This window comes from Shewanella cutis, from assembly GCF_022410515.1.
In the GTDB taxonomy this organism is placed as follows: Bacteria; Pseudomonadota; Gammaproteobacteria; order Enterobacterales; family Shewanellaceae; genus Shewanella; species Shewanella cutis.
Window position 1 is genome coordinate 42,264 of record NZ_JACSDI010000008.1, and the last position, 13,303, is coordinate 55,566.

The 13,303-nt window shown below is 48.4% G+C and carries 13 protein-coding genes; 7 read left to right on the plus strand and 6 right to left on the minus strand.

The features are described from left to right. Positions 1-20: 20 nt before the first annotated feature. Complete coding sequence (locus H9J30_RS12325; protein WP_240131271.1) at positions 21-617, minus strand: cytochrome b/b6 domain-containing protein; 597 nt, start codon at positions 615-617, stop codon at positions 21-23. A 206-nt stretch (positions 618-823) separates the two neighbouring features. On the opposite strand from H9J30_RS12325, the gene H9J30_RS12330 reads away from it, so the two are divergent. After that, a complete protein-coding gene (locus H9J30_RS12330; RefSeq protein WP_240131272.1) occupies positions 824-1,246 on the plus strand; it encodes a ribosomal maturation YjgA family protein in 423 nt (140 codons plus the stop codon). 75 nt (positions 1,247-1,321) lie between these two features. Next, positions 1,322-1,825, plus strand: a complete 504-nt coding sequence (locus H9J30_RS12335; protein WP_240131273.1) for a hypothetical protein — start codon at positions 1,322-1,324, stop codon at positions 1,823-1,825. An 80-nt stretch (positions 1,826-1,905) separates the two neighbouring features. On the opposite strand, the gene exaC is transcribed toward H9J30_RS12335, so the two are convergent. Next, positions 1,906-3,426 (minus strand): acetaldehyde dehydrogenase ExaC, encoded by a 1,521-nt coding sequence (gene exaC / locus H9J30_RS12340; protein WP_240131274.1) that lies wholly within the window; start codon positions 3,424-3,426, stop codon positions 1,906-1,908. A 367-nt stretch (positions 3,427-3,793) separates the two neighbouring features. Here exaC and H9J30_RS12345 point away from each other — a divergent pair, with 367 nt between their 5' ends. Beyond that, positions 3,794-5,644, plus strand: coding sequence for a sigma-54-dependent Fis family transcriptional regulator (locus H9J30_RS12345; protein ID WP_240131275.1), 1,851 nt, complete (start codon positions 3,794-3,796; stop codon positions 5,642-5,644). A gap of 77 nt (positions 5,645-5,721) precedes the next feature. Here H9J30_RS12345 and H9J30_RS12350 read toward each other — a convergent pair whose 3' ends face one another. Together H9J30_RS12350 and H9J30_RS12355 are read right to left on the minus strand one after the other, a co-directional pair. After that, complete coding sequence (locus tag H9J30_RS12350; protein WP_240131276.1) at positions 5,722-7,071, minus strand: ATP-binding protein; 1,350 nt, start codon at positions 7,069-7,071, stop codon at positions 5,722-5,724. Between the two features lie 14 nt (positions 7,072-7,085). Then, on the minus strand, positions 7,086-7,772 hold the full coding sequence (locus H9J30_RS12355; RefSeq protein WP_069454037.1) for a response regulator: 687 nt from the start codon (positions 7,770-7,772) through the stop codon (positions 7,086-7,088). A 358-nt stretch (positions 7,773-8,130) separates the two neighbouring features. Here H9J30_RS12355 and H9J30_RS12360 point away from each other — a divergent pair, with 358 nt between their 5' ends. The 4 genes from H9J30_RS12360 (at position 8,131) to H9J30_RS12375 (ending at position 10,730) form a co-directional block, all read left to right on the plus strand. Next, positions 8,131-8,619 carry a Spy/CpxP family protein refolding chaperone gene (locus H9J30_RS12360; RefSeq protein ID WP_240131392.1) on the plus strand — a complete coding sequence of 163 codons (489 nt, stop codon included), beginning with the start codon at positions 8,131-8,133 and terminating at the stop codon, positions 8,617-8,619. Positions 8,620-8,669: 50 nt separating this feature from the next. Further along, complete coding sequence (fieF, locus tag H9J30_RS12365) at positions 8,670-9,560, plus strand: cation efflux pump FieF (RefSeq protein WP_240131277.1); 891 nt, start codon at positions 8,670-8,672, stop codon at positions 9,558-9,560. Positions 9,561-9,607: 47 nt separating this feature from the next. Further along, positions 9,608-9,949 carry a hypothetical protein gene (locus H9J30_RS12370; RefSeq protein WP_240131278.1) on the plus strand — a complete coding sequence of 114 codons (342 nt, stop codon included), beginning with the start codon at positions 9,608-9,610 and terminating at the stop codon, positions 9,947-9,949. Between the two features lie 223 nt (positions 9,950-10,172). Beyond that, positions 10,173-10,730 (plus strand): porin family protein, encoded by a 558-nt coding sequence (locus H9J30_RS12375; RefSeq protein WP_240131279.1) that lies wholly within the window; start codon positions 10,173-10,175, stop codon positions 10,728-10,730. Between the two features lie 67 nt (positions 10,731-10,797). Here H9J30_RS12375 and glnG read toward each other — a convergent pair whose 3' ends face one another. Next, positions 10,798-12,213, minus strand: coding sequence for a nitrogen regulation protein NR(I) (gene glnG / locus H9J30_RS12380; protein ID WP_240131280.1), 1,416 nt, complete (start codon positions 12,211-12,213; stop codon positions 10,798-10,800). Positions 12,214-12,250: 37 nt separating this feature from the next. Continuing rightward, positions 12,251-13,297 carry a nitrogen regulation protein NR(II) gene (gene glnL / locus H9J30_RS12385; protein WP_240131281.1) on the minus strand — a complete coding sequence of 349 codons (1,047 nt, stop codon included), beginning with the start codon at positions 13,295-13,297 and terminating at the stop codon, positions 12,251-12,253. Positions 13,298-13,303 lie beyond the last annotated feature (6 nt).

Sequence of the window (13,303 nt, forward strand, 5' to 3'; positions counted from 1 at the left end):
GAACGGTCGGGTTGCGACGGTTATTGATGTTCATCTTGCTGAATGATCGGACGCTGCTTTTTACCTGTTACCATGGCTCTGATAAGGTTTTCTTTGTGCAACAGGCTGCTGACAATCACGCCGCCGATATGGGTAGCTATTAGGAACAGGCTGAAGTTGGCAAAAAACTCATGAACCTCTTTCAGTGCTCCTTCGGGCCAAGTGGCAAAAAAGCTTGTGGCCAGTGGACCTTGGCCATCGGTGGCATAGAGCGCCATGCCGGAAAAGCCCGCGACCGCGATGGACGTGATCAAGGCGACTATCATCAGTGCGCCCGCGGGATTGTGGCCGATGTAATCTTTGGCGTTACCAGAAAAGAGTTGCTTAAGGTATGTCCAAGCGATACTTGGACGGGTGATAAAGTGATTAAAACGCGCATGGTGAGTGCCAATAACGCCCCATAACAACCGGAATACCAGTAGCGTTAAAATGCTATAGCCGGCGTAACTGTGGATGTTCATCCACTTGTCTTCCCCTTCGGTAAGGTAGGCTAAGGTAAAAAAGCCCACCAATGACCAGTGAAAGATTCGGATCAAGGGATCCCAGACATTGATAGTTTGCTGCATATTTGAAGACATGATCTGTTGCTCCTAAGGTGGTGTAGTTGCAGGCTACTAAAGCCAAACTTAAACGGCGCTTAAATTTTGCCGGAGCAAATTGCGCGGTTCTCTCGTTGATAAACCTTGGGGGCAGGATAAAAATCCATCAAAGGATGCTTGTTAAGCTATTGGCATTAAGATAGATTTTGCCGCTTCATCTTCAAAGTGATAGGGAGTAGCGTGTTATGCCTGTTAACGTTTTTAGCCGTCAGCCCGATCGAAAATCTTTTTTAATTTATGCCGTGTTGCTGTTTGTTATCGAAGTATTGATTGCACGCTATGCGCCTTCTGGGTTTATTCGCGGCTTTGTCGGTGACGTATTGGTGGTGCTCCTGTTGTTTTGCATGGCGCGATCGGTCGTGCCCGTGATGAATTCAAAAGGTCATTTAATCAATCGGTTATGTCATACACCTTGGTTGGCCTTAGCCGTGTTGCTGTTTGCCTTTACCATTGAGTTTGGTCAGTATTGGGGCTTGGTCGATAAGCTTGGGCTCGGCGGAAATCGCTTGGCGCGAATTGTGATTGGTAGCCATTTTGACCCACTCGATTTGCTGGCTTTTTTTGTGGGATACCTGATATTGATCGGAATTTATTGGAAGCGACATTAGGGCGTGTTGACGTTTCGAGATTAGATTTTGTTCGTTCTGGCAAGCACATGCTCGCGAAACGAGGAATGATTAAGGATGCAGGCGATAGCCGAGTTTACTCTGGTGGTTTCTGATGCTGAGGCGTTAACTCAGCCTTTGTATGTTAATCAACAGGATACTGGTGTATCGATTGCGGGGGTACAGATAGAAGCCCAGTATCGTTGCCAATTACCCAATGGTGCTCAAGGTTATCTACTGCTGACCTCATACGATTGCCCCTTTGAAGAATCCCTAGAATTTAGCTTGCTTGATGATGAACTTGGTTTGGTGACCACAGCATCCTTAGCGAGGGAATATGCCTCATTGTTGCTTTACGCTCACTGGCCTATGGCTGAAAACCGCTTAAGACTGCACTTTTACAACCAGTTGGTAGTGGATTTAGTGATTGAGCCTCGCTCGTATTGGTTTAGCTTGTCACCCAAATTGTTACTGGCTGATGTCGTGGCTCCTCAAGATGATCCGCATACTAAAGCCTCGATGGGAGCATTGGCGCAGCGTTTTGCTGATGCCAGTCAATCACATGATATACATCAAAAATAAAGGGCGCATCGGTGCGCCCTTTGGGGGGTGCGAACCTTATCATCCATAAAGAGAGGATGATATTCGTGTTTATCCTATCCTTAGAAGAAACCGAGCGGATTGATATCGTAGCTGACTAACAGGTTTTTGGTGTTTTGATAGTGATTGAGCATCATCTTGTGGGTTTCACGGCCGATACCCGACTTTTTATAACCGCCAAAGGCCGCGTGGGCAGGATAGGCGTGGTAGCAGTTAATCCATACGCGGCCAGCCTGAATGCCTCTGCCCATACGTTGGGCACGGTTCATATCCCGCGTCCATACACCCGCACCAAGGCCGTATTCGGTATCGTTGGCAATTGCCAAAGCTTCGGCTTCATCCTTGAAGGTGGTGACCGAAATAACTGGGCCAAAGATTTCCTCTTGGAAAATCCGCATCTTATTATGGCCTTTCATAATCGTTGGGCTGATGTAATAGCCTTTGCTTTGATCGCCTTCGAGCTGGCAGAGCGAGCCACCTAAGAGCACCTGCGCGCCTTCATCTTTACCAATCGCGAGATAGCTTAAGATCTTATCGAATTGTTCCTGTGAGGCCTGCGCGCCCACTTGGGTGGCGGTATCCAGCGGGTTACCTTGCTTGATGGTTTGCGCACGGGCGAGGACTTTTTCGATAAAGCGATCGTAAATCGACTCTTGGATCAACACCCGCGATGGGCAAGTACAGACTTCACCTTGGTTGAAGAAGGCCAGCAACATGCCTTCGACGGCCTTATCTAAGTATTCATCTTCATGATCCATCACATCGGCAAAATACAGGTTTGGCGATTTACCACCGAGTTCGACGGTAGAGGGGATTAGCGATTCGGCGGCGCATTTTAAGATGTGAAAACCCACTTCGGTGGAACCGGTAAAGGCCAGTTTGGCGATACGTTTGCTGGTGGCGAGGGCTTGGCCCGCTTCGGCGCCAAAACCGTTGACGACGTTAAGCACGCCGGGCGGCAGCAGATCTTCAATCAGCTCGAGCAGCACAAGGATAGATACGGGCGTTTGCTCGGCGGGTTTGAGCACCACACAGTTACCTGCGGCTAAGGCGGGGGCGATTTTCCATGCTGCCATTAATAGCGGGAAGTTCCACGGGATGATTTGCCCGACCACACCTAAAGGTTCAGGGAAGTGATAGCTGACAGTGTTGGCATCAATATCGGCGGCGCAGCCTTCCTGCGCTCGAATACAGCCAGCGAAATAGCGGAAATGATCCACAAATAATGGTAAGTCGGCATTGAGGGTTTCACGTACCGCTTTACCGTTTTCCCAAGTTTCGGCAACCGCTAAGTACTCGAGATTTTGCTCAACGCGATCGGCGATGCGTAGCAGTATATTTGAGCGCTCAGTGACCGAGGTTTTGCCCCAAGCGTCTTTGGCTGCGTGGGCAGCATCGAGTGCCAGTTCAATATCTTGTGCGTCGGAGCGGGGAATTTTACAGAAGTTTTGCCCATTGACGGGGGAGCGATTATCGAAGTATTCGCCGTTGACTGGGGCGACCCATTTGCCACCGATAAAGTTGGCGTATTTTTCTTTGAAGTTAACGAGTGCACCTGCGGTTCCGGGTTGAGCATAGATCATAGTGTTATTCCTTCTGTAGCCGCTTGCGTGCAAAAAGCGATGCGTTTAAGCGGCAGTCTTGTTGAAATGGTGGTAAGCACTGTTGTTATTTTTATCCTTTGCCAATCGGATTGACTGGCAAAGCTATTGATTAAGTTGGTGTTCTCTTACGCAACACTTGAGTACTGCGTATAAACAGACATCGCAAGGACAGTGCCAAACTGGCAGGAGTTGTACACTTGTTGAGCTAACAGTATGATGAAACGCTAATTTTGCAGATCCAAATCAATAGGGCATTCAAGGAAAGAAAGATGCCCAATAGTCATTTTGTCATTCAGTGGCACACTGTAACTGTGCCGAAGCGGAACACTGCTCGGGGAGCACGGCTATGACAGCAAAACCGCATTTTCCAACAATACAACCATGGCTAGCCGATTCGTGGCAACGCAGTATCGGCGCAGGCTTGTCGGAGTTTCATGCCGCCGATGATCTTAGGCTTTCTCATGCAGACCTTAAGCATAAACATGAGCAATATCAGCAGCTCATCGAGCTGGTGCAATCCCATGCTTTACCCTTATTTAACCAACTCATGGCGCAATCCAATAGCCGATTATTGCTCTCCGATGCTGACGGTTATGTGCTTAAACATTGGGGCGTGAGTCGTTATTCCAGTAAGTTAGCGGATGTAGCGCTTGATATTGGGGTTAACTGGCTTGAACAGTATAAGGGCACCAATGCCATAGGCACCGCGCTCATGGCCAAGCAAGCGGTCTCAGTGGTTGGAGAGCAGCATTTTATCCGCCAAAATCGTTTTATGAGTTGTACTGCTTGCCCGATTTTTTCGCCCCAAGGCGACATGCTCGGGGTGCTCGATATCACCAGTGAGCAACAGCGGCATTCACAGCAGACCTTAATGTTAGTGTCGAGTCTGGCGCAGCAGGTCGAAACGGCGCTGCTGTGTCATCTGCCCGATAGTCACTATCGGATTGATTTAGCAGCCGAGCCGAGTTTATTAAGTTCTGGCTGGCAAGGCATAGTGATCGCCGACAGTGATGGCCGAATTGTGGGTTGTAATCCCATGGCTAAACAATTGCTGAGTCAAGCTAAGCTGGGCGATAGCCTAGAGCTGCATTTGGGGGATAGCTGGACGCGTGCGGGGGGCTTTAATCAGTATTTAGCCTTGCACTTACACACTCAGGCGTTAGGTGTTACGCAGACCAAAAATGCCAAGACGATTCAAGATAAGCCGCAGAGTCAATTGGGGGTAAGGTTTCGCGATCCTTTACTTGAGCGGGCTTGGCAGCAAGCGAATAAGGTCATCACTAAACAAATCCCTTTGCTGGTGCTCGGTGAAACTGGGGTGGGTAAAGAGCAGTTTGTCAAAAAGCTCCATGCCCAGAGCTCGCGCCGCGCGCAGCCGTTAGTGGCGGTGAATTGCGCCGCCTTGCCCGCCGAGCTGGTTGAGTCTGAGCTATTTGGTTATCAGGCGGGCGCTTTTACCGGTGCTAATCGAACCGGTTTTATCGGTAAGATCCGCCAAGCCCACGGTGGCTTTTTGTTCCTCGATGAAATTGGCGAGATGCCGCTGGCGGCGCAAAGCCGATTACTCAGGGTGTTGCAGGAGCGTGAGGTCGTTCCCGTCGGCAGCAATCAAAGTGTTAAGGTCGATATTCAGATCATCGCCGCGACTCACATGGATTTAGAATCGCTGGTGGCGCAGGGATTGTTCCGCCAGGACTTGTTTTATCGGCTAAATGGATTGCAAGTGCGATTACCTGCGCTGCGTGAGCGGCAGGATATTGAGCGTATTATCCATAAATTGCACCGTCGCCATCGCAGCGGCCCACAAACCTTATGTACTGAGCTCTTGGCGCAACTGATGCGTTACGATTGGCCCGGCAATTTGCGAGAGTTAGATAATTTGATGCAGGTGGTTTGTTTGATGGCCGAAGGCGATGAAGTGTTAGTAATGGCGCATTTGCCCGAACACTTAGCCAAAAAGTTAGTCAGTATGCCACCTGATCCCCATGTTGTTTGCGGGAAGCATCATATTGAAAATCCGCGTGATGAGGATGATAGCGATCGTCACTCGGCCGACTCGCTCCACGGAGCGATAAATCAGAATGTGCTGCAAGCTTACCGAGCCTGCGAAGGCAATGTCAGCCAATGTGCTAAGCGTTTAGGTATTAGCCGTAATGCCTTGTATCGCAAATTAAAACAGCTTGGGATTAAAGATTAAGTTTGCTAACCCGCTTTAACTGCAGCGCCTCGTTTGCACCATGCGAGCCCGATAACTGTAGCTATCGGGCGTGTATTTTAGGTGGGTAAACTGATATTGACTTCAAGGCCGTGTGGCTCACGGTTTTCGGCTTTAATCTTACCTTTATGGGCGCTAATCGCGGCTTCAGTAATTGCTAGCCCTAGCCCCCAACCACCACTTTCCCGCTGTCTTGCGGAGTCTGGGCGATAGAAAGGTTTGAAAATTGACTCAAGCTCCGCAGGATCAATACCAGGACCGTCATCCTTTATCGTAATTTGGACTTGGCCACCTGTTTGACTTGCGTGCAGATGAATGTCGCTCTTGGCGTAACGAATCGCGTTGCGCAGCAGGTTTTCTATCGCACGGGAAAGGGACTTAGGATAATGGCTGAGTTCGATGGCTTCATCGATATCGATAGTGATCTTTTTGCCTTGCTGATCGGCTTCAAACTCGGCGTCATCCAATACTTGGCTTAGCGACTCGGCTAAACCGAGACATACTTTAGTTTCATTGGTGCTGAGTTTGACCCGTGATAGCTCTAGCAGCTCGGCAATCAGTTGCTCTAATTGCTCAGCTTCGTAGGCGATACGGTCGGTTTCTGTGGTTTGTTGGCCTTTTTTACGGGCCAGCGCGAGTGAAAGTTGCAGGCGGGTCAGCGGTGTCCTCAGCTCGTGGGAAATATCTCCCATTAATCGCTGCTGATTTTTGACCATGGCCTCAATCGAGTCCGCCATGCTGTTAAACGCAGTGGCGAGTTGGCCGATTTCATCGTTACGTTGGGTGGTTGCCTTATCCACCCGATTGCTGAGATCACCTTCGGCGAGGGCATCTGCACTTTTCTTGAGTGAACTGAGTGGCTTACCCAAATGCCAAGCGAGTAGGGCGCAGAGTAATCCCGACATCAGTATGGCCAAACTGAGGGTGAGCAGTTTGTTTTCTATAAAGAAGAAGAACCAAGGCCGAGGATGGGTATCTGGTAGTCGTCCATAGAGATAATAGGTTTCACCCTCAAGGGTAAATTGGTGAGGACCAAATACTAATTCATCTTTAAATTGATGACTAATTGGCTGCTTTTCTTCATCAGCCATCAGCATAAAACTGCGCACACCACGGCTGACTCGGTTGGTATTAATCACTTGGCCTTGGCTGTTGGTCAGATAAAGCCGCAGTGGTTTGCCTTCCATATCTCGATGCCTTTCCCAACGGCGCAGGAAATCGGACTTAAGCAGTGTTGGATTTTCCTGAATGCGCTGCGCTATGGTCGCTAGCACTTTTTGCAGATGGGGCGGGATTGGGGCGCGGTCATGATTTTGCTGCAGCAACGGCAGCAAACCGACTAAGGCGATAATCAGCGAACTGCAGAGCCAAAATCCGAGCAGTAACTTGATAAATAAGCGATTAGGCACAGTTGTTCCCGCCGTTATGGTAGCCAGATATAACCTTTACCACGAATGGTTTTCACCCTTGGTCTGCCATCGCTACGCTCGGGAAGTTTTTTGCGTAGATTCGACAAATGCATGTCTAGGCTACGATCGAATGGCATCAATTTTTTACCTAGCACTATTTCATTGAGTTCTTCTTTATTCATCAACTCGCCAGCATGGAGCGCTAAGGTGTGCAGCAGAGTAAATTCGGTGCCCGTGAGGATAATAAGTTGCTCATTACAATAGGCTTCTTGGCGTGAAGGGTCTAAACGTAAATCACCAAACTCCTGTGCGGGAGTGGCATGGATTTCTTGGGCGGTTAAATGGGAGCGGCGAATGATGGCGCGAATTCGGGCGATTAGCTCTCTGTCATTAAAGGGCTTGGGTAAATAGTCATCGGCGCCGATTTCAAGACCTACTACGCGGTCAATCTCATCACCTCTGGCGGTGAGCATCAACACTGGGGTTTGCTTATGTTGCCGCAGGGCGCGAAGCACTTCAAAGCCGTTTAACTTAGGCAGCATCACATCGAGTAAGATCAAATCGTAATCTGCTGCCAAGGCAAGTTCTAAACCTTGTTTGCCATCGTAGGCTAATGTGAGTTTGAACCCTTCGAGTTCGAGTAATTGTCCAAGAAGTTCCGATAAACCGAGATCATCATCGATTAATAGTATTCGACTCATAGTGTTCCTTAATCTGGATGAACGGGTGCTGCAGACCGACATTGACTCGCTAAACTGCAGGCACTTTTAGTACTTTGCCTGAGTATACCCTTTTTGATGTCAATTGCTGTGTAGCAATGTAAGCCAAAGTAAAGAATAGGGAATCTGTATACCCAAGCTACCTCAAGAGTCGAGTTTCAGCATTTTGAGGATGTTTGGGTATTGTTATTGGCGCAACTTTACAATGATTTACTCAGGTCACGCCCTCACTTACATATGACGCTTTAGACTGTAATCGTCGAAAGTGATTCGGCTTTTAAATGGGTCGTCACTATCTCTGGTCTTTACAACATGAAGTTGAATTATTGAGGTTAATATGATGAAAACATTATCTCCTTTAAAAGCTAGCCTGTTTGCCATCTTAGCAAGCTCGGCGGTATTGGCGACAACAGTGAACGCTGAACCTGGCCAAGAGTGCGATCATCCTCGTGGTGAGTTCCATAAACGTGGCGACCGCATGGGCCATGACGGCATGCACAAAATGTTTGAAGGATTGGATTTAACCGATACACAAAAGGCGGACATTAAAAAACTGTTTGCCGAGCAACGTGCTGCACGTAGTGATGATAGACCTTCGAAGGAAGAGCGTTTAGCGCACCGAACTGAAATGCATGGGTTGATCACCTCGGCCACCTTCGATGAAGCGCAAGCTAAAGCATTACTGAGTACTCAGCAGGAAAAACGCCAAGCGCAAGCCGTTGAAAGAATGAAGATGCAGAATCAAATTTACAATCTGCTGACGCCTGAGCAACAAGCTAAGTTTAAAGCGCGATTTGAAGCACACGCTGGTAAAGAACCTCGCAGTTAAGCCTGTAAGCTGATATACAATAGAGTCATAGCTTCCCGATATAGACCCCTATGACTCACTCTTCCCAATACGATTTTTGGGTCAAACTGGCTAGTCGCGCTTCCGTGGCTACCGCTTTGACCCTTATTACAATCAAACTGTTAGCTTGGTTGTATTCCGGCTCGGCCAGTATGTTGGCATCCTTAACCGATTCCTTTGCCGATACGCTTGCCTCGATTATCAATTTTATCGCCATTCGTTATGCCATTGTCCCTGCTGATCATGACCATAGATACGGCCATGGTAAAGCTGAGCCATTAGCAGCGCTGGCGCAATCGGCCTTTATTATGGGCTCGGCGTTTCTGCTGTTGTTTTATGGTGGTGAACGTTTATTAAATCCCGCTCCCGTTGAAAATGCGACCATAGGTGTGGTGGTTTCTGTGGTTGCGATTGTACTGACATTAGCCTTAGTCTTGCTGCAAAAGCGGGCGCTGGCGGCGACCAATAGCACTGTGGTTGAGGCCGATTCGCTACACTATAAGTCGGATTTATTCCTCAATGCGGCGGTACTTTTAGCGTTAGTGCTGTCCCAATATGGCTGGTGGTGGGCGGATGGTTTATTTGCCGTGCTCATAGCTTGTTACATTGGTCAGCAGGCTTTTGATTTGGGGTATCGTTCGATTCAAGCGTTGTTAGATCGTGAGTTAGATGAAGACACTCGCCAGCGGATCAAACAAATCGCTAAAGAAGATCCAAGGGTGTTGGGGCTACATGATTTACGGACGCGCCAAGCCGGTAAGACGATTTTTATTCAATTCCATTTAGAGCTTGATGGTAATTTGAGCCTAAACGAAGCCCACAGTATTGCTGATACGACAGGGCTTAGGGTGAAAGCCGCCTTTGAAGATGCCGAGGTGATTATTCACCAAGATCCTGTGCAGGTGGAACCAACGACTCAATAACCGTGGGTAACACCGAAGCGATTATTTTTACAACCAAAGGAGTGGTTATGTCATGGATGCAGCAACAGACTCACCCGTTTACTGACAATAAGCGAATTATTTGTCGTTATCATCGATTGTCGACACGCTTTGAGCTAATCGCTGAACAACCCCCCGCCGCGAGTGAATCGAGCGGGGCGCTTATGCCACCAGCAATGACGGAAAACTCTGCGACTGCTCGTCCCGATGGCGTTATACATGAGCTTATTCTGCACCAATGCCTCTATTTTTTACCAAGAAAGATTTCATTTAGCATTGATCAACGGGGCTACCAATTGCATATTTGGCCGTTGTTTTTATGGCGCATGTGCCGTCTCAGGGCGAGCAGTCATTCACGAATGCCTCGATGAGCGCAAGCGTCGCTCAATTATTCGTTGGTGTTATTTCACCATCCTGAATCTGCTGAGAATCATCAGTTAATGCTTAGATTTTAGCTGTTAATTGCGAGCTTATTTAAAGCTGAATGCTTGCTGTATAAAGTGTATTTAGCATTGGCAGGCTATCACGGTTATTTTTTGTTTGTTGTATTATCCGCAGCGTTTACTACTTAAGTTAACTCATTAGGGAAATATAATGAAAAAACTATCTTTAGTTGCGGGTTCTTTATTATCTGTATTAGTGGCAAGCCAAGCTGTAGCGGCAACTGACACCACGGGTTTTTATGTGGGTGGTGCACTAAACCGTGTGACTGTTGATGTGGTTGATGATGCAGAAACAGGGACAGGTTTCGGCGTATATGGTGGTTACAACTTTAACGAGTGGTTTGGTTTAGAAGCCAATTTATTTGCGACTGGCGATTTAGGCGATGAGAATGTCGATGTTGCTGCGGGCGCACTTACCTTTACACCTAAGTTTACGCTGCAAATCAATGATATGTTCTCAGCATATGCAAAAGCAGGTGTTGCATCTATGGCTATGAATATTGACGGTTTTGGTGCTGATGAAGACTTCACTGGCTTTGGTTGGACTTACGGTGTCGGTATTAACGCTGCAGTGACAGAGCATTTAAATGTTCGTTTGAGTTATGATGTCACTAGCGGTGATTTAGATGCCGATCGCAGTTATTTAAATATTAAAGATATTGATACTGATATTAAGCAACTGGCTATTGGTGTGCATTATCAGTTTTAATTAGTTAGTGCGAGCTTTAAAATAAAAAAGGGATAGTGATATCCCTTTTTTGCATTTACTTGACGGCTTAATCCATCGATAGTTCTTTTAGTTTTCGTGTCAGTGTATTTCGTCCCCAGCCCAAACGTTTTGCCGCTTCTTGTTTATGCCCTTGGGTATGACGTAATGCCGTTTCAAGCAAAATACGCTCAAAAGCGGGCTGCACTTCGGTTAATAAATCACTATTTCCTTCGGACAGTTTTTGGTCGATCCACTCGGTGAGTGCCGATTGCCAATCTTGGCTGCCTTTGGCCATTGGATTGATAGTGGTTGGTTCCTTAAGTAACTCGGGCGGTAAGTCTTGGGGCAGGATTTCTTGTCCTGAGGCCATGACGGTGAGCCAGCGGCAAGTGTTCTCGAGTTGCCTAACGTTGCCCGGCCATGGCAGTTGTGACAGCTTTGCTGCTGTCTCTTTGGTGAGGATTTTGGCTTCGACACCAATCTCTTTGGCGGCAGAGGCTAAAAAGTGGCTTGCAAGCTGTGGTATGTCCTCACGGCGTTGTGACAGCGGTGGCAAATGGATACGGATCACATTGAGGCGGTGGAATAAGTCTTCCCTAAATCCGCCTTTTAGGACTAATTGCTCAAGATCTTGATGGGTGGCAGCAATGATGCGCACATCCACTTGTACAGCACTGTGGCCGCCGACACGATAAAACTGCCCATCGGCGAGAACCCGTAGTAAACGGGTTTGCACGTCCAGCGGCATATCGCCGATTTCATCTAAAAATAGGGTGCCGCCATTGGCTTGCTCGAAGCGCCCTTGACGCACGTTAGCCGCGCCAGTAAAGGCGCCTTTTTCATGGCCGAATAGTTCGGATTCGATTAAATCCTTAGGAATCGCCGCCATATTTAAGGCGATAAAAGGTTTATCCTTGCGCGGACTGTGCTTATGCAGTGCGCCTGCAACCAGCTCTTTACCTGTGCCTGATTGGCCATTGATCAGCACGCTGATTGAAGAGCGTGACAGCCTACCGATAGCGCGAAACACCTCTTGCATGGCGGGAGCTTCACCGATGATTTCGGGGGTTTTAACTTGAGTATCTTGCGCAACTGGCGTAGGGCTTTGCTCTGTTGCATGGGTCAGCGCGCGCTCAACGAGAGAAATCGCCTCATCGATATCAAAGGGTTTAGGTAAATACTCAAATGCACCAGCCTGATAGGCACTCACTGCACTGTCTAAGTCCGAATGCGCCGTCATGATGATCACGGGAATATGCGGATAGTGGATTTGCAGTCTTTCAAGCAGGGTTAAGCCATCAGTACCCGGCATTCGAATATCCGAGACGATGACCCGTGGCTGGGAAATTTCTAATGCTTGCCAGAGTGATTCTGCTGCGGCAAAGCTGGCGGTACTGAGTTTTGCGCCTTGGAGCGCTTTTTCGAGCACCCAACGTATTGAGCTGTCATCGTCGAGGATCCACACTTGTTCACTGATTCGCATTTTGCTTCCTCATACGGTATGTGTTGGTTTTGCTTGATTATTTTGCACTTAAAATCGGTAACGAGATAATAAATTCAGTGTGTCCTGGGCTGGAGACGCAATCAATCCTGCCCGAGTGTAATCTGGCAATGTTGTGGGCAATCGACAGGCCAAGCCCCGAGCCCTGTTCGCGACTGGTTACCATGGGATAAAACAATGTGTCCATGAGCTCTGGTGGTATACCTGGGCCATTGTCGATAATGGACAGGGTCAGTACGAGCTTGTGGCGCTGCGAACCGATAGTGACCTGATGTTGTGTTCGGGTGCGGATCAGGATTTCGCCACCTGTGTGTTCGAGGGCTTGCACCGCATTCTGCAAAATATTCAACACCGCTTGCTGCATTTGATCTGGGTCCATCTCGATATCGGGGATCGAGGGATCATAATCCCGCTTCAACTGGATATTGGCTGGCAGTGCGATTTCCACCAGTTTATATACTTTTTGCACCACTTGATGAATGTTATGCAGGCTATGTTGAGTGGGACGCTGCGGGCCAAGTAGCCTATCGACTAAGCTACGCAGACGATCAGCTTGTTCGATGATGAGATTAGTAAATTCCTTTTGCGCGGGATCGTCCAGTTCCCGCGAGAGCAATTGAGCAGCGCCACGCAAGCCGCCTAAGGGGTTTTTAATCTCATGGGCCAAGTTACGCACTAAGAATTGTGCAGCCTGTTGCTGTGCGTCTTGGCTGAGTTGCTGGTGGATACGTCGTTGTTGGTCGACTTGCCTAAGCTCAAGTAGACTCAGCAGCGCTTCATCCTCTAGTGGAATAAGCGTCAGATCGACGGTGTGATGCTGAGCATCTAAGGTGACTAACGTCGCGGTGTTAACGGTGAGACTTTGCCCAGCTTTTACCGCATCGCTAAGGAGCTGTGTGTCGACACCGAGCGCTTGATAATGCTCTGGCAATGCTTGTTCGACCAGCCTGTGGCTACCGACACCTAAAAGTTGCTCTGCAGCGGCGTTGGCATAACAAGGCTTAAGATCCTTATCGATGACAAGTACCGCGGTCACTAAATGATTGAGCAGAGTCTCTTTATCCATCTACCG

Coding starts and splice junctions, on each gene's coding strand:
- H9J30_RS12375 (WP_240131279.1), top strand. CDS start 10,173: ATGAAAAAACTATCTTTAGTTGCGGGTTCTTTATTATCTGTATTAGTG.
- fieF (WP_240131277.1), top strand. CDS start 8,670: ATGACTCACTCTTCCCAATACGATTTTTGGGTCAAACTGGCTAGTCGC.
- exaC (WP_240131274.1), bottom strand. CDS start 3,426: ATGATCTATGCTCAACCCGGAACCGCAGGTGCACTCGTTAACTTCAAA.
- H9J30_RS12345 (WP_240131275.1), top strand. CDS start 3,794: ATGACAGCAAAACCGCATTTTCCAACAATACAACCATGGCTAGCCGAT.
- H9J30_RS12335 (WP_240131273.1), top strand. CDS start 1,322: ATGCAGGCGATAGCCGAGTTTACTCTGGTGGTTTCTGATGCTGAGGCG.
- glnL (WP_240131281.1), bottom strand. CDS start 13,297: ATGGATAAAGAGACTCTGCTCAATCATTTAGTGACCGCGGTACTTGTC.
- H9J30_RS12325 (WP_240131271.1), bottom strand. CDS start 617: ATGTCTTCAAATATGCAGCAAACTATCAATGTCTGGGATCCCTTGATC.
- H9J30_RS12370 (WP_240131278.1), top strand. CDS start 9,608: ATGTCATGGATGCAGCAACAGACTCACCCGTTTACTGACAATAAGCGA.
- glnG (WP_240131280.1), bottom strand. CDS start 12,213: ATGCGAATCAGTGAACAAGTGTGGATCCTCGACGATGACAGCTCAATA.
- H9J30_RS12355 (WP_069454037.1), bottom strand. CDS start 7,772: ATGAGTCGAATACTATTAATCGATGATGATCTCGGTTTATCGGAACTT.
- H9J30_RS12360 (WP_240131392.1), top strand. CDS start 8,131: ATGAAAACATTATCTCCTTTAAAAGCTAGCCTGTTTGCCATCTTAGCA.
- H9J30_RS12330 (WP_240131272.1), top strand. CDS start 824: ATGCCTGTTAACGTTTTTAGCCGTCAGCCCGATCGAAAATCTTTTTTA.